The following is a 15,382-nucleotide window of genomic DNA, read 5'->3' on the forward strand; positions in this document are numbered from 1 at the left end:
CCTCTGTTACTGCTTGAGTTTGGGGTCGAGAGCGTCACGCAAACCGTCCCCCATCAGGTTAAATGCCAGCACCGTCAGCAGGATCGCCAGGCCGGGGAAGGTCACTACCCACCAGGCGCTTTGCGCGAACTGCAGCACGTCGGAGAGCATGGTGCCCCACTCCGGCGTCGGCGGTTGCGCGCCCATGCCCAGAAAGCCGAGAGCGGCCATGTCCAGAATGGCGTTCGAGAAACCGAGAGAAGCCTGCACGATCAAAGGCGCCAGGCAGTTAGGCAGAATGTTGACGAACATCTGGCGCAGCGCGCCGGCGCCCGCCACCCGCGAAGCGGTGACATAATCGCGGTTCACTTCCGCCAGCACCGCCGCACGCGTCAGACGCACATAGTGCGGCAGCGCGACGAAGGTGAGCGCCAGCGAGGCGTTGACGATCGACGGCCCGAACACCGCCACCAGCACCAGCGCCAGCAGCAGGCTCGGCAGGGCCAGCATGATGTCGACGACGCGCATAATCACCGCGTCCACCGCGCCACCGAAGTAGCCGGCCAGCAGGCCGAGCACCACGCCCATGATCAGCGACAGCACCACCACCAGACAGCCGACCAGCAGCGACAGGCGCGCACCGTACATCAGGCGCGACAGCACGTCGCGGCCCACGTCGTCGGTGCCGAGAAGATATTGCCAGCTGCCGCCCTCTTGCCACACCGGCGGCTTGAGCAGCGCGTCGCGGAACTGATCCGCCGGCGCATGCGGCGCCAGCACCCCGGCGCCGAGCGCGATCACCAGCATCAGAACGATATACACCAGGCCGACCACGGCCCCTTTATTGCGCTTGAAATAGTGCCAGAACTCCTGAAACGGGGTCATCGGCTTCGGCGCACCTTTAACTGCAGACTCAGTAATTTGAGACATGAGAGCGCCCCTTATTTCTTGTGGCGAATACGCGGGTTGACCACGCCGTAGAGCACGTCTACCAGCAGGTTAACCAGAATGATCATACAGGCGACCAGCAACACCCCGCCCTGCACCACCGGGTAATCGCGGCGCTGCAGCGCGTCGATCAGCCAGCGGCCCAGTCCCGGCCAGGAGAAGATGGTTTCCGTCAGGATGGCGCCGGCCAGCATGGTGCCGACCTGCAGCCCGATCACCGTCACTACCGGCAGCAGCGCGTTGCGCAGCGCGTGAACGACGATCACCCGCATGCGGCTCACGCCCTTGGCGCGCGCGGTGCGGATGTAGTCTTCACCCAACACTTCCAGCATCGAGGAGCGGGTCATGCGCACGATCACCGCCAGCGGGATAGTGCCCAGCACGATGGCCGGCAGGATCATGTGCATCACCGCGTCGATAAAGTCGCCCGGCTCGCCCCAGATCAGAGTGTCTATCAGCATGAAGCCGGTCAGCGGATGGCTGTCGTCGAGAAAGACCGTGTCGCTGATGCGTCCCGACACCGGCGTCAGGTTAAGCTGCACCGACACCAGCATGATCAGCATCATGCCCCACCAGAAAATCGGCATCGAATAGCCGGTCAGCGAGATGCCCACCGCGGTGTGATCGAAGACCGAGCCGCGCTTGACCGCCGCCAGTACCCCGACCGGGATGCCTACCAGCACCGCGAACAGCATCGCGCAGAAGCCCAGCTCCAGCGTGGCCTGAAAGCGCGGAACGAACTCGCTCCAGACGGAGATGCGGCTTTTGAGTGAGGTGCCCAGATCGCCGTGCAGCACGTTGGACACGTAGGAGAAATATTGTTGATAGAGCGGCTTGTCCAGCCCCATTTCCGCCATCAGCTGCGCGTGGCGCTCGGCGGAGATACCGCGTTCCCCGGCCATGATGGTCACCGGGTCGCCGGGGATCATATGGACGAATGCAAAAGTCAGCAATGTAATGCCGATAAACGTTGGGATAACTAACCCCAAACGTCGGAGTATGAACTGCAACATATCCCGAACTCTCTGTATCAATGCCCGGCAGCTCATCGTCCGCCAGGCTTATTAACGCTCACATGCCTTTGAACGATTCGACGGCCATACGCCGGAGACTGGTCAGCAGGGGCGCAAACCTGTTGCGCCCCTGCAAGTCCATTCGTGCGTCTCCGGTAAAGCGGTCGAAATCAGTCTACAGAGACATTCTCGAAGTGATGCTTACCGAGTGGATCCACGACGTAGCCTTTCACTTCCTTACGCACAGGCTCGTACACGGTGGAGTGTGCGACAATCAGCGCCGGAGCCTGATCGTGCATCACCACCTGCGCCTGCTTGTACAGTTCGATGCGCTTGTCGTGGTTGGATTCGGCGCGCGCCGGTTGAATCAGATCTTCAAACGGCTTGTAGCACCAGCGGGAGTAGTTGGAGCCGTCTTTCGCCGCCGCGCAGCTGAACAGCGTGGCGAAGAAGTTATCCGGATCCCCGTTGTCGCCGGTCCAGCCCATCATCACCGTCTGGTGCTCGCCCGCTTTGGCGCGCTTGAGATATTCACCCCACTCATAGGTCACGATTTTGGCTTTCACGCCGATCTTGGCCCAGTCGGCCTGGATCATTTCCGCCATGCGGCGCGCGTTCGGGTTGTAAGGACGCTGTACCGGCATCGCCCACAGGTCGATGCTGAAACCGTCGGCCATGCCCGCTTCTTTCAGCAGTGCTTTCGCCTTGGCCGGATCGTAAGCATAATCCTGTACCGCGTCGTTATAGCCCCACATGGTCGGCGGGATCAGATTCTTGGCCGCCTGGCCCGCGCCCTGATAAACCGCGTCGATGATCGCCTGCTTGTTGACCGCCATGGTCAACGCCTGGCGCACCTTCAGGTTATCCAGCGGCTTTTTCTCGACGTTGAACGACAGGTAACCCACGTTCAGGCCCGGCTGTTCCATCAGGTTGATGGACTTGTCTTGCTTCATGCGGGCGATATCGGCCGGGTTCGGGTACGGCATCACCTGGCATTCGTTTTTCTGCAGTTTGGCGTAGCGCACGGAGGCGTCAGGCGTGATGGAGAACACCAGGCGATCGATCTTCGGCTTGGTGCCCCAGAAACCGTCGAATGCCTTGTACAGGATCTTGGAGTCTTTCTGGTATTGCAGCAGCTGGAACGGACCGGTGCCGATCGGATTCAGGTCGACTTTCTCCGGCGTGCCGGCTTTCATCATCACGTCGGCATATTCGGCGGACAGGATGGACGCGAAGTCCATGCCCAGGTCAGCCAGGAACGGCGCCTCCGGGCGGTTCAGCACGAAGCGCACGGTGTTGTCGTCCACTTTTTCAATCTTGGCGATCAGCTTAGGCATGTCCATGCCTTCAAAGTATTCGTAACTGCCGCCGGACACTTTGTGGTAGGCGTTGTTCGCATCCAACTGGCGCTCAAAGGAGAACACCACGTCGTCGGCGTTGAAGTCGCGCGTCGGTTTGAAGTCTTTGCTGCTCTGCCACTTCACGCCTTTGCGCAGGTGGAAGGTGTAGGTTTTGCCGTCTTCGCTGACGTCCCACTTCTCAGCCAGGCCCGGCTGCAGTTCGGTGGTGCCGATTTTGAATTCGACCAGGCGGTTGTAGATCGGTACCGAGCTGGCGTCGTAGGTGGTGCCGGAGGTAAACAGCTGCGGGTTGAACCCTTCCGGGGAACCTTCAGAACAGTAAACCAACGTCTTGGCCTGAACGCTGGCCGCCACGGTCAGCGCGATCAGCCCAATGCCGAATTTCAGAACCCCCGATTTACCCAAGGAACGTGTCATCGTTAGTGCTCCATTGTGTGATGTGATGTGTGTAATTGCCGCCAGACCTGTATTTTTTATTGCGTGGCCTGTGCGATCGGCGCCCGAAGGCAGAAGGCGTACGAGGAGAGAATGCCGGATGGAACGCATCGCGGCGGGGACGTCTGAGCGCGTGGAATTCACTCAAACAACTCTCGCTCTTACCCCTGAGGCTATCAAGTTGCCAACTGTTTGGGGTGTCGTCAATATAACCAGTGGGGATTTACGCAGACTGTGAGAAACAGCAAACAAACATAAAAAAAACCTTTTGTTAACAGTTCCAGCATGAAAATTTATGCTAAGCGGTCATTTTTAGCGCATTGGTCTGACCCTCACAAACTTACTGGTTTTTAACTCCGTTAAAAAACCCCAAAACTTTGTTGCTGAATGATGAATATCTGAACGGTTATTTTTGTGATCGCCGTTAAAGACAGGAGGAAATGCTGAAGGATTACCCAAAAGGGTGAGTCCGATGGCCGCGCTTTGCGCCGGCGAGGGCCACAATCTGTGCGGCGTAAAAAAACTTTCGGCGGTGAAAAAGCCGGGGGCGAAAGGATATCCCCCGGCAACGCACTGCAACCGATTATTGAATGCCGGCGCTGTTGCCCAGGCTGGCGTTCATGCTGTTGAGAATATCGCCGTTGTCCGCATCGATCTCCCAGGAGAACAGGCCACCCAACTGCTTATCCAGCACGTACTTGCCTTTGGCCTGCACCGAGCGGGCATCGTCGAAGGTGATCAGATCGCCGGTGGAAGGCTTGAACACGTAAGGCGCTTCCGCCGTGGCGTCGTAGGTGTACTGCCATTCGCCGCTCATGAACTGGCTGGCGATTTGGCGGTAGTCCACGATGCCATTCTCCCAGGTGCCTTTAACCGGCCCGGTGGCGGTGCCAGTAAACGGAATATTGTTCTGGTAGCCGTTCACCCCGGTCCAGCCGCGGCCATACATGGCGGTGCCGACCACGATCTTGCCCGGCTTGACGCCCTGCGCCAGCAGCGCATTGACGCCGTTCACCGTGGTGTAGGCGGTGTCCGGTTTCCAGGCCGGCGCATTCAGCGCGGTCTGATGCCCCAGATTCTTCAGATCGAAGGCGCCGTAGAAGTCGTAGCTCATCAGGAAGATGTGATCCATCGAGTTCTGCGCGACGTTGTAAGCCACCTTGTCGATCTTGTCCTTGCCGGCGCTGATGGCGGAGGTCAGCTCATACTTGCGGCCGGTTTCCGCCGACAGCTGATCCAGCATCGCCCGCAGCTCCTTCATCAACAGCACATAGGTTTCCCCATCCTGCGGGCTGCCCAGGTTCGGGTTGGCACCTTTGCCGCCCGGGAACTCCCAGTCGATATCCACGCCGTCGAAGAACTTCCAGGTCTGCAGGAACTCTTTCACCGAGCCGACGAAGCGATCGCGCTTCACCTTGTCACCCATGAAGAAGAACGGGTCAGACAGCGTCCAGCCGCCGATCGACGGCAGGATTTTCAGGTCAGGGCGCGCCTGCTTCAGCGCCATCAGCTGGCCGAAGTTGCCCTTGTAGGGGTCATCCCAGGCGGTGACGCCCTTCTGCGCTTTTTGCAGCGCGGCAAACGGATCGTGGATCGAGACTTTGAAGTCCTCGCGGCCCTGACAGGAGCGCTGCAATGCCTGGAAACTGCCTTCGATCTCTTTCAGGCTGTCGTTGATGCCGTTACCGCCGCAGATCGGGATAAAGCCGTACAGCAGGTGGGTCAGGTTTTGCGCCGGGATCTTGTCGACGGTGAAATTGCGCCCGTAAACGCCCCACTCGACGAAATAAGAACCGACCACTTTGCCGGAGTTCTGTTTATACGGTTTATTCTTTTCCAGCAGCGGCTCTTTCAACGGCGCCAAATGGCTGCCGTCGGTGTCAGCCACCACAATTTCGGTGGCGTCGCTGGCGGTGCAGCCGTCGGCATTGCACAACGCCACCTGCATTTGATAACGGCCGCCTTTATTCACTTTAAAATTCGCCGTACCGGAAGATCCGGTTGAAGGGCCGCTCCACGCCTCTTTGCCATTTAATAAAATTTTTGCCGTCGTGCCGGTGTCGCCATTCCATAAATTCCAGGAAACCGAAACGTCGGCGGCATTTTTTACCTTCACCAGATTATTATAAGCGGTGGCCGCCTGATCGACTTCGACGATGGCGAACTTGGTGTTGCCCCAGGCGATGGTCGGTTTGCCCGGTGCGGCGGCCTGCGCCGCGGAACACAGCGTGCTGCCGATCAACAGCGCCAACAGCGGTTTATTAAATTTGCGCATAACTGATTCCTTTATTCCGAGAGGATAAACATAAAAGAGTTAATCGTCGCCACGCATTGCCGGAGCAAAATGATCCCGCAATAATCCACGAAGATTAACGTTAATAAATAATCACGGTATTTCCCACGCGGCGGGAATAAGAGCTCCCGCGTTGTCCATTCAGACTATAGGTAAAAAAAACGTGAAAACAAGAGCGCTATCAACCGGGTTTTATTTGGCAAGCATGAATTTATTTAAATATGAGAAAAACAGCCTAATGGGAATAAGGAGTGTGAATTAATTAAGCGTAAAGGATAAATATATTTCACGAGGACGGCAGATTGACGCGTGCCATAAAGCGCAGCTGACAATTGTCGGAGGAGGTACTCATCCTCATAAACGACGGACGAAAAAAAACCTGCTTTAAAAAGCAGGTTTTTCGAATGGTGGTCGGCGAGAGAGGATTCGAACCTCCGACCCACTGGTCCCAAACCAGTTGCGCTACCAAGCTGCGCTACTCGCCGATGCGGGGCGCATCTTACTGCTGGCGGTTATAGGCGTCAATCACTTTTTTGCCCCTGCATTTCAAGTGGTGATAAAAGCGCCATAATGCGCTGCGCCGGGGGTTGCGCAGCGCATTTTACTCAGGCGTTGGCCGGTTTCAGTGCCGGCGTCTGCGCACGCAGGAACGGCAGCAGGAACAGCGCCGACAGGCAGGCGGCGATGGAAATCACCACGAAGAAGCCGTTCCAATGCCAGATCTCCATCACCCGCGCAATCGGGTAGCCGGACAGCGCCGCGCCCAGGTAGGCGAACAGGCCGACGAAACCGGTCGCCGCGCCCGCCGCATCCTTGTGCGAGCACTCCGCCGCCGCCATACCGATCAGCATCTGCGGGCCGAAGATGAAGAAGCCGATGGCGAAGAAGCAGCAGGCCTGCAGCAGGTAGGTCACGCCCGGCATCAGCCACAGCGCCGCCACCGACAGGAAGATACCGATGGCGAAGATCAGGTTCATCGGGCCGCGGTTGCCGCGGAACAGCTTGTCGGAGCCCCAACCGGCCACCAGCGAACCGATAAAGCCGCCCACTTCAAACAGCGAAATGGCCGAGTTGGCGGTCATCAGCGAGTAGCCCTTTTCCTGCGTCAGGTAGAGGTTGCCCCAGTCGTTGATCGCGGTGCGCACGATGTACACCAGCACGTAAGAGACCGCCAGCAGCCAGATGTACTTGTTGGTCAGCACATAGCGTTTGATGATCTCGCGGTTGCTCAGCCCCTGGCCTTCCGATTCCTGCACCAGCTCCATGGCGTCGTTACGCCATTTGCCGACGCTTGGCAGCCCCAGGGTGGATGGCTTGTCGCGCAGGCGCCAGCACATCAGCAGGCCGAGCACCACGCCGATGATGCCGGGAATGATCATGCCGTAACGCCAGCTGAAGTGCAGCGAGATAAAGCCCACCAGCAGCGGGATCAGCGCGCCGCCGACGTTGTGCGAGGTGTTCCAGATCGCCCACCAGCTGCCGCGCTCGGAGCGCGAATACCAGCTGGTGAGGATTTTGGAGCACGGTGGCCAGCCCCAGCCCTGGAAGAAGGCGTTGAGGATCCACAGCGTGCCCAGCATCAGCAGCGACGAACTGAGGCCGAAGAAGATATTCAGCACCCCGGTCATGATCAGGCCCAGCCCCATAAAGTAACGCGGGTTGGAGCGATCGCTGATCATGCCGGAAATGAATTTCGAGCAGCCGTAGGTGATGTAGAACAGCGTGCCGAGGATGCCGACGTCGGACATCGTCAGGCCCAGATCGCTCAGCATCGCCGGCATGATGAAGTTGAAGCTTTTGCGCGTGAAGTAAAACGCGGCGTAGCCGATGTACATGGTGCACATCAGCTGGATGCGCCAGTATTTGTAGCTGGCGTCGATCTGCCGTTGATCGGTGACCTGCGGCGCGTCCGAGCGGCTTTTAAGGAAAGACCACATGTGGAACCTCAGAGGATTGAATAAAGTGCCGCTATGATGCTCCTCGCGCGCGCGGGAGGCTTACGCCGGATTCCCGACGCGGCTAGGAGTTTTTCCTAGTTTGGCGCTTGCGCCGGTGAAACTGTGGGCAAGATCACACTCAAACAGGCGCCCCGTTCAGCGGTGAACCGCAGGCTGCCGCCGAGGGCGCTGATGCGCTCCTGCATGCCGCGCAGGCCATACCCCGGCTGATGGTTTTCCGCATCGAAACCCACGCCGTTGTCGCGGATGGTCAGGGCGATCAGCGGCGCGGCGCCTTTGCGCGGCTGCAGGCGCGCGTCCAGCTCCAGGCGGCTGGCACCGGCGTGGCGGCACACATTGGTCACCCCTTCCTGACACACCCGGTACAGCGTGATTCTCAGCGTTTCATCCAGCAGCTCGTCCGGCACCTGCCACTGCAGGCTGCTCACCAGCGACGCGTCCTGCGGCAGCGACTCCCGCAGCATCGCCGCCACCGCCGCCGACAGCGGCAGGTTGTTCAGCGCCGCCGGCCACAGCTGGGTCAGCACGTCGTGCACCCCGTCGTAGACCCGCAGTGCCAACGCATCGATGGCGTCGGCGCAGCCGATGACCGCCGGTTCCGGCGCCAGGCGCTTGACGATGCTGGCCTGGGTGCGGATCACGGTGATGGTCTGCCCCACTTCATCGTGCAGGTCGCGCGCCACCTCGCGCCGGGTTTGCTCCTCCGCCGTCACCAGCGCCCGCGCCAGCTGGCGGTTCTCCGCCAGCCGCAGCCGCAGTTGCTGATTCAGCTCGCGCTGGCGCTGAATGCCGGCGCCCAGCAGCAGCCCGGTCAGGCTTTGGGCCAGCAGCGACAGCAGCAGATCGCGGTGCGACTCCGGCTGCGGCGGCTCGTTGACCATCAGCGCCACGCCGTTGAGCAGCGTCGCCAACAGCGCGCCCTGCCAGCCGTAGCGGTAAGACATGAACACGATAGGAATGGCCAGGCAGAACGGCGCGAAACGGCGCAGCTCGGCGGCGTTCACCTGCTGCTGCAGCCAGATGCTGAACGCAAACAACAGCAGATAGCTGGCCAAGTGGCCGAGGCGCAGCTCCACCGGCTTGTGGATCAGCCCCGGCTCCAGCGGCACCCAGATTTGGCGCGCCAGATAGTGCCACAACAGCAGGCAGGTCGGCGCGATGGTGAAACCGCCGGTCAGGCCGAGCAGCAGCGCGCGGGCGCCTTCGCCGCTCACCAGCTGCCATACCAGGGCCTGCAGCAAGGCGGCGGCGGCCACCACCGCGCCCTGCAACAGCGGCCACCGCCATTCGCTGTCGCTCTGCTGATGGCGCAACAGCCACGGCGAGGCCAGCAGGCTGAGCAGCACCGTCAACACCAGCACCGCCACCGACGCCCACAGCGCCGGGCCGTAACCGAACTGGTCCGCCAGCAGCGCCATCAGCAGCAGGTCGGCCAGCAGGATCCCCGGCCAGAAACGGTACGGGCTCTGCAGCAAAATGCCCATGCGCAGGCCGAACGGGAACAGCAGCAGCGCCTGCCAGGGCGGGTCGATCAGCGCGGTGCCGATGCCCCACAGGCAAAAGGCGCTGGCGGCGTAGATGAAAAACAGCGCCAGCTGGGTGATCAGGCGCTGCGTCACAGGTTCAGCATCCGTCTGGCCAGCTCGACGTTATTGTTGATGCCCAGCTTGGCGAACAGGTTGGCGCGATGCACATGCACCGTCTTCGGCGACAGCCCCAAGGCGGCGGCGATCTCGCGCACCTCCTGGCCCTGCGCCAGCAATAGCGCGATTTCGCGCTCGCGGCGGGTCAACGGATCGACCCTCACCCGCGCCAGCTGCTGGGCGATTTCCGGCATCAGGTAGACGCCGCCGCCGGCGACGGTGCGCACCGCGGTGATCAGATCTTCCGGCTTGCAGCGCTTGGAGAGGAAACCGCTGGCGCCGCGTTCCAGCGCCATTTCCACCAGCGCCGGGTTGTCGTGCATCGACAGCATCACCACGCGGATGCCGGAGGGAATGTCCGCCAGCAGATCCAGCCCGCTGCCGTCCGGCATCGAAATGTCGCAGATGCAGATTTCCGCCTCCAGCCCCGGCAGGCCGGCGCGCGCCTGCGCCGCGCTGCTGAACTCGCCCACCACCTGAATATCGGCCTCCAGCGACAGCAGCTGCACAAAGCCCGAGCGCACAATGTCATGATCGTCGATAAACGCCACGCGCAGGGTCATGGAAATCTCCGGTTAGAAGGGAAGTGCGCAAGTATACCGTATGCACACACCGGAATAATTGATGAAGAGAATGTATTGAGTGAAATTACCGGGTGCGCAAGGCACCCGGCGGGAAGGATTACAGGCGGGCGGGCGCCGTTTTATGCTGCGGCAGAGAGCACCAGTTGTTTTTATCCACGATGCCGCCGTTCGGCGAGGTGTAGCCGAGGCAACCGAGGATGGTGTCGAACAGCTCGACGTGGCGATGCGTTTTGCCGATGCGCTGCTGCGCCTGCAGCTGCTCAAAGGCGCTGAGGTGCTGCGGGTTCTCGAGGAACTTGTCCGACGCCCATACGATCATCGGCACGCGGAACTGCTCCGGCGGCGCCATTTCGCGCGGCGTGCCGTGCAGGTGCGTATTCTCGCCGATCGATTCGCCGTGGTCGGCGGCATAGAACACGATGGCCTTCTTGTCGCGCACCTGGTCGATCACATTACTGATAAAGCTGTCGGTATACAGCACCGTATTGTCGAAGGCGTTGATCAGCTGCGCCTTGGTGCAGGAATCATCCACCCCCATGCACTCCGGCTGATAGCGCGCATAGCTGCGCGGATAACGCTGCGAGTACAGGTAGTGCGAGCCTTTGGTATGCAGGATCACCAGGTGTTTGCCCTTCGGATAGCGCGCCAGCGACTCCTTCATTTCGTCCACCAACAGCATGTCATCGACCGCCTTGCCGTCGTTGCGCTTCTCGGACGCGATCATCTCGCGGAACGAATAGTTGTTCACCTCGGTGTTGTTGTAGAACCACACCTCGCTCTGCATGGCGAACAGCTCGGAAGAGAAGCCCAGATCCTTCAGCACCGCGAACACGTTCTGCTCTTTCAGCGTGCGCTGCGGGTTATCCTCGGTGCCACCTTCGCGCACGAACATGCAGCGCAGCGACAGCTTGGTGGCGGTATCGCACGACTCGCCGCGAAACGCCACCAGGTTCTTCTCTTTCGACAGCCGCGGCGTAGTATCGCGCTCATAGCCCAGCATGCCCATGTGATCCCAGCGCGTGGTCTCGCCGATGATGAACACCACGTAGGTATCGTCGATATCCGCCGGCGGTACATAGGTGAAGTGTTTGCCCGGATCGAACATCGTGCTCTGGTCCTGGCTTTCGTCATAGCGGGTATAGGCAAACAGCCCCAGCGCCGACAGCCAGTTGGACGGCAGATACGAGTGCGCCACCACGCCGCCGTAGCTCGGCAGATCGACGTTGGCGAGCTTCTCCTGCACGCTTTGCTCGTCGTCCAGCATGCGCAGCGGCAGCCAGACCAGCGCCACCACCGCCAGCAAGACCAGCAGCGGCTTGATGCGATGACCAGGGGTTTTCAGCTGTTCGATCAGGGTGTAACGCAGGCCGTTTTTCCAGATCAGCAGCAGCGGCAAGGCGCTGAGCGCCACCATCCACAGCACGAAGTGCAGGCCAACCACCTCTTTCGACAGATCGATGTCGGTGGTCATCACCGACACCACGATGCCGTAGCCGATCACCACGTTGAAAAACGTCATGTAGTAGCTGGCGGCGACCGAAATCAGCACCAGCAGCGAAGCGACGATGCGATAAAACAACCGGCCGCCGAGCGACACCAATCGCATGATAAAGAAAGTGAATAAAACGATGGCGATCACTTCCGTCACCGCCGAAATAAGCTTAATCCCCTGAATGCCGTGCGCAAGCGAGTCAAAACGGCGATAGAAAACGGACAGGTTTAAAAAGATGCCGATATAGATCGCTAACAATAACGATAAATTCTGCTGTGATAGCGATTTTATTTTGTTCATGTAGTGCGGTGGCTCCGGAGGGCGATAGCAGTTCTGAGTTTTTCAGACAGTCAATGCGGCTGCAGGTTCAGCCAACCGGCAATAAGCGTGGTTTTGCAGGTAACAATCAAGAGAATTCTCACAAAACAGGTTTTTTTTACCCTGTTGTGTGAGCTATGGGCGGTTGGACAAAACAAAAAATGGAGGGAACCCCCTCCATTTTTCCAGAGCGTCGGCGAAAACCGTTATTTCACGTTCAACGTCACATCGATATTACCGCGGGTCGCGTTGGAGTACGGGCACACCACGTGCGCCTTTTTCACCAGATCTTCCGCCACGCTGCGCTCGATGCCCGGCAGCGAGATATCCAGCTGCACTTCGATGCCGAAGCCGTTCGGGATCTCACCGATGCCGACGGTGCCGTCTATCTTCGCTTCGGCCGGGATTTTGACCTTTTCTTTCGCCGCGACAAACTTCAACGCGCCGAGGAAGCAGGCCGAGTAACCGGCGGCGAACAGCTGCTCAGGGTTGGTGACTTCGCCGCCGGCGCCGCCCATCTCTTTCGGCACGCCCAGTTTCACGTCCAACACGCCGTCGGAGGAGGTCGCACGGCCGTCGCGGCCGCCGGTTGCGGTGGCGTGAGCGCGGTAAACCACTTTCTCAATAGACATCGTTCATTCCTTCTTGCTGGTTGGCGAGATGACTACGGCTTCCACGAGGTAAAGCCGGTCACATATTTATCTTTTGCGATTAAATCGCGCACTACTTATTTTTGACACTTATTAACCAGTGTAGACCACCCGCGCCGTTCTTGCGTCCGGCGACGGCGGGTCAAATCTGATCGATCAGGCTGCCGCGCAGCTTTTCCAGCTGCTGTTTGAGCGAGACGATCTCGTCCAGGCTGCAGTCGGTGGCGCACATCACCGCCTCGGGCACCGATTGCGCCCGCTCGCGCAGCGCGCGGCCGGCTTCGGTCAGGGCGATGATCACCTGCCGCTCGTCGGCGGTGGCGCGATAGCGCACCAGCAAACCGGCGGTTTCCAGCCGCTTCAGCAGCGGCGTCAGCGTGGCGGAATCGAGGAACAGCCGCTCGCCGATATCCGATACCGTCACCCGATCGCGCTCCCACAGCACCATCATCACCAGGTATTGCGGGTAGGTGAGTTCGAGCTGGCTCAACAGCTTGCGATAAACTTTGTGCAGCGCCAGGTTGGCGGAGTACAGCGCGAAACAGAGCTGCTGATCGAGCTGCAGCAGGTTCTTCGCCTTGGGTTGTTCGGTCTCGGTGCTTTTCATGTGTGTGAATATAGATAGCGCACGATGTAATCGCAAGCTATTTCTTGTGAGGTATGCTACATTTTTTCCATGCAGAGGATGCTCGGAGGGAAAGGAAATGACGAACACGCTTGCAGAACGCGCGCGCCGCTACGCCACCAAGGCGCATGCGGCCATCGATCAGCGCCGCAAATACACCGACGATCCGTACATCGTCCACCCGCAGGCGGTGATGGAGCTGGTGCGCAGCGTACCGCACACCGAAGAGATGCTGGCGGCCGCCTGGCTGCATGATACGGTGGAAGACACGCCCACCACCCTCGGCGACATCGACAGCCATTTCGGGCCGAAGGTGGCAGAGCTGGTGCGGATGTTAACCAACGTCAGCCACGCCGAGGATGGCAACCGCTTTGAGCGCAAAAACCGCGATCGGCGCCACAGCGCCGGCGCATCGCCGCAGGCCAAAACCATCAAGCTGGCGGATCTTATCGACAACACCCGCTCGCTGCTGGACTATGACAGCCACTTCGCCCAGACCTACCTGATCGAGAAACAGCGCCTGCTGGAGGTGCTGACCGAAGGCGACCCGACGCTGTGGCGCCAGGCCAGCCATATCGTTGAACAGGGGCTGCTCAGGTTGCAGCAGCCGCCGCACAACGTGCCCGCCAGCTGGTTCGAACATGCCCGCCGGCGCTACCGCGAGAGCGACGCGGCTTGATCAGAAGGTCACCACGGTTTTCAACGCCGTCACCCAGGCGTCCTGCGTCTCACTGACGCCCGCCGGGTGATGCCAATACTGCAGGCCCGGCTGCAGCTGCAGCCACGGCGTGACGTTAACGCGGTAATACAGCTCCGCCGTCACCGAGTGGCCCGGCACCGGCCGGTAGTTCGGATCGTGATAATCGCTGATGCCGCTCATCTGGTTGAGATAACGCTGATTGTCTTTATAGCGGTCGCTCAGTTTCACCACCGAGACGCCGAGCCCCAGCCAGTCGTCCGGCCGCGCATCGAACAGCCCGCGGTAACGGATGCCGGTCGAGGTAGACCAATGCAGGTAGTTGCTGCGCTGATCTCCCAGCCCCAGGCTGTAGAACAGGCTCAGGCCGCGGTTGACGTCATCCGCATGGCGCGTCACCTGCTGGTTGAAACCGGTATACAGGAACCAGGTGCGATCGTGGCTGCGATAGCCCTGCGGATCGCTGGCACCCGGCCCGCCGGACACCCCTTCATAGAGATCGCTCTGGCGCGCGTTGGTGAACAGCACGCCCAGGTTATACACCCCCGGCAGCTGGTTGACGGCGTGGGTTTTCAGCTCCAGCTCCATCGGCAACAGGAAGCCTTTGCTGCCCTTGGTGGACCAGCTCCAGGCATGGCTGCGGCTGGGGGCGCTCGGGTTTTGCTCCATCACGCCGCCCTTGAGCGTCAGGCCGTCGGTCAGCTTGTATTGCAGCGTGGTGCCCCAGTAATGCACGTTCCAGTTGTACCAGGTCAACGAGTTGGCGGACTTGCCGCCGCACAGCGTCAGCGTCTGAAAATCGCAGGGGATGATCTGATCGAAATCCTGCACCTTGTTCATCATGCCGATGCGCCACTGCAGCCGGCGATCGAGGAAGGAGCGGCTGAAGGTCAACCAACCCAGGCGGGTAATCGACTGCCCGCCAAAGCTCTCCTGTGACAGATCGGTCAGGCCGACGCGCGGATCCTGCAAGCGATCGCGGGTCAGGTTATTATCATGGTTGCGGTTGACGATATTGCCTTCGATCGCCGCGTCCGGAATGCCGGTCAGCGCCTGCAAATCCTGGCTGAAGGTCAACGAGAATTGGTCGATGTACGACGCCTGTTTATCGTGGTTGTAACCGCCGCCGGCGTTATACGACAGCTGGCTGAGGTAGCCGAGGTTATAGTGGAAGCCGTGATCCTCCAGGATCGGCCTGATCCCCAGCATATCCCCCAACAGCCCGGGCTGCGGCGGCTCAAAGCCGAGCGCCACCCCTTCCCATTTGGCGGTGGGGGCTTCGACGTCCTTGCCGGTTTGCAGCGTTTCCGCCTGCGCCTGGCTACAGAGCAGCGCCAGCGCCGCCAGGATCATGGAACGAGGTAATAAGCTTTTCATCATTATTAT

The 15,382-nt window shown here is 60.1% G+C and carries 12 protein-coding genes and 1 tRNA gene; 1 reads left to right on the forward strand and 12 read right to left on the reverse strand.

Annotation, left to right across the window (positions count from 1 at the left end):
- Positions 1-6: 6 nt before the first annotated feature.
- The 11 genes from dppC to ACJ8HT_RS18215 all read right to left on the reverse strand — a co-directional run bounded on the left by dppC (position 7) and on the right by ACJ8HT_RS18215 (position 13,281).
- On the reverse strand, positions 7-909 hold the full coding sequence (dppC, locus tag ACJ8HT_RS18165; RefSeq protein WP_038874021.1) for a dipeptide ABC transporter permease DppC: 903 nt from the start codon (positions 907-909) through the stop codon (positions 7-9).
- Positions 910-920: 11 nt separating this feature from the next.
- Complete coding sequence (dppB, locus tag ACJ8HT_RS18170) at positions 921-1,940, reverse strand: dipeptide ABC transporter permease DppB (RefSeq protein ID WP_043129106.1); 1,020 nt, start codon at positions 1,938-1,940, stop codon at positions 921-923.
- A gap of 170 nt (positions 1,941-2,110) precedes the next feature.
- Positions 2,111-3,718: a dipeptide ABC transporter periplasmic-binding protein DppA gene (gene dppA, locus ACJ8HT_RS18175; RefSeq protein ID WP_047729481.1), complete on the reverse strand. Its 1,608-nt coding sequence runs from the start codon at positions 3,716-3,718 to the stop codon at positions 2,111-2,113.
- 601 nt (positions 3,719-4,319) lie between these two features.
- Positions 4,320-6,011 carry a glycosyl hydrolase family 18 protein gene (locus ACJ8HT_RS18180; protein ID WP_194572444.1) on the reverse strand — a complete coding sequence of 564 codons (1,692 nt, stop codon included), beginning with the start codon at positions 6,009-6,011 and terminating at the stop codon, positions 4,320-4,322.
- Positions 6,012-6,437: 426 nt separating this feature from the next.
- Positions 6,438-6,514 (reverse strand) — tRNA-Pro (locus ACJ8HT_RS18185).
- A gap of 120 nt (positions 6,515-6,634) precedes the next feature.
- Positions 6,635-7,966 (reverse strand): MFS transporter, encoded by a 1,332-nt coding sequence (locus ACJ8HT_RS18190; protein ID WP_089181519.1) that lies wholly within the window; start codon positions 7,964-7,966, stop codon positions 6,635-6,637.
- Positions 7,967-8,061: 95 nt separating this feature from the next.
- Positions 8,062-9,606 (reverse strand): signal transduction histidine-protein kinase/phosphatase UhpB, encoded by a 1,545-nt coding sequence (gene uhpB, locus ACJ8HT_RS18195; protein WP_197653137.1) that lies wholly within the window; start codon positions 9,604-9,606, stop codon positions 8,062-8,064.
- Positions 9,603-10,193 carry a transcriptional regulator UhpA gene (gene uhpA / locus ACJ8HT_RS18200; RefSeq protein WP_004934117.1) on the reverse strand — a complete coding sequence of 197 codons (591 nt, stop codon included), beginning with the start codon at positions 10,191-10,193 and terminating at the stop codon, positions 9,603-9,605. Before uhpA ends, uhpB begins: the two co-directional genes overlap by 4 nt.
- Before the next feature lie 118 nt (positions 10,194-10,311).
- Positions 10,312-12,006, reverse strand: a complete 1,695-nt coding sequence (gene eptB / locus ACJ8HT_RS18205) for a kdo(2)-lipid A phosphoethanolamine 7''-transferase (RefSeq protein WP_060441225.1) — start codon at positions 12,004-12,006, stop codon at positions 10,312-10,314.
- A 224-nt stretch (positions 12,007-12,230) separates the two neighbouring features.
- On the reverse strand, positions 12,231-12,656 hold the full coding sequence (locus tag ACJ8HT_RS18210) for an organic hydroperoxide resistance protein (protein ID WP_004934114.1): 426 nt from the start codon (positions 12,654-12,656) through the stop codon (positions 12,231-12,233).
- Between the two features lie 160 nt (positions 12,657-12,816).
- Positions 12,817-13,281, reverse strand: coding sequence for a MarR family winged helix-turn-helix transcriptional regulator (locus ACJ8HT_RS18215; RefSeq protein WP_060424257.1), 465 nt, complete (start codon positions 13,279-13,281; stop codon positions 12,817-12,819).
- Between the two features lie 97 nt (positions 13,282-13,378).
- On the opposite strand from ACJ8HT_RS18215, the gene ACJ8HT_RS18220 reads away from it, so the two are divergent.
- On the forward strand, positions 13,379-13,978 hold the full coding sequence (locus ACJ8HT_RS18220) for an HD domain-containing protein (protein WP_049274352.1): 600 nt from the start codon (positions 13,379-13,381) through the stop codon (positions 13,976-13,978).
- Here ACJ8HT_RS18220 and ACJ8HT_RS18225 read toward each other — a convergent pair whose 3' ends face one another.
- Positions 13,979-15,349 carry a carbohydrate porin gene (locus ACJ8HT_RS18225; RefSeq protein ID WP_376787981.1) on the reverse strand — a complete coding sequence of 457 codons (1,371 nt, stop codon included), beginning with the start codon at positions 15,347-15,349 and terminating at the stop codon, positions 13,979-13,981.
- Positions 15,350-15,382: the final 33 nt, after the last annotated feature.

The sequence above is a fragment of the Serratia sp. CY44782 genome (genome assembly GCF_052168715.1).
Classification (GTDB): Bacteria; Pseudomonadota; Gammaproteobacteria; order Enterobacterales; family Enterobacteriaceae; genus Serratia; species Serratia nevei.

Excerpts from the sequence above, each read along its gene's own strand:
- ACJ8HT_RS18220 (WP_049274352.1), top strand. The coding sequence starts at position 13,379 with ATGACGAACACGCTTGCAGAACGCGCGCGCCGCTACGCCACCAAGGCG.
- dppC (WP_038874021.1), bottom strand. The coding sequence starts at position 909 with ATGTCTCAAATTACTGAGTCTGCAGTTAAAGGTGCGCCGAAGCCGATG.
- ACJ8HT_RS18225 (WP_376787981.1), bottom strand. The coding sequence starts at position 15,349 with ATGATCCTGGCGGCGCTGGCGCTGCTCTGTAGCCAGGCGCAGGCGGAA.
- dppB (WP_043129106.1), bottom strand. The coding sequence starts at position 1,940 with ATGTTGCAGTTCATACTCCGACGTTTGGGGTTAGTTATCCCAACGTTT.
- uhpA (WP_004934117.1), bottom strand. The coding sequence starts at position 10,193 with ATGACCCTGCGCGTGGCGTTTATCGACGATCATGACATTGTGCGCTCG.
- dppA (WP_047729481.1), bottom strand. The coding sequence starts at position 3,718 with ATGACACGTTCCTTGGGTAAATCGGGGGTTCTGAAATTCGGCATTGGG.
- ACJ8HT_RS18215 (WP_060424257.1), bottom strand. The coding sequence starts at position 13,281 with ATGAAAAGCACCGAGACCGAACAACCCAAGGCGAAGAACCTGCTGCAG.
- ACJ8HT_RS18210 (WP_004934114.1), bottom strand. The coding sequence starts at position 12,656 with ATGTCTATTGAGAAAGTGGTTTACCGCGCTCACGCCACCGCAACCGGC.
- eptB (WP_060441225.1), bottom strand. The coding sequence starts at position 12,006 with ATGAACAAAATAAAATCGCTATCACAGCAGAATTTATCGTTATTGTTA.
- ACJ8HT_RS18190 (WP_089181519.1), bottom strand. The coding sequence starts at position 7,966 with ATGTGGTCTTTCCTTAAAAGCCGCTCGGACGCGCCGCAGGTCACCGAT.
- ACJ8HT_RS18180 (WP_194572444.1), bottom strand. The coding sequence starts at position 6,011 with ATGCGCAAATTTAATAAACCGCTGTTGGCGCTGTTGATCGGCAGCACG.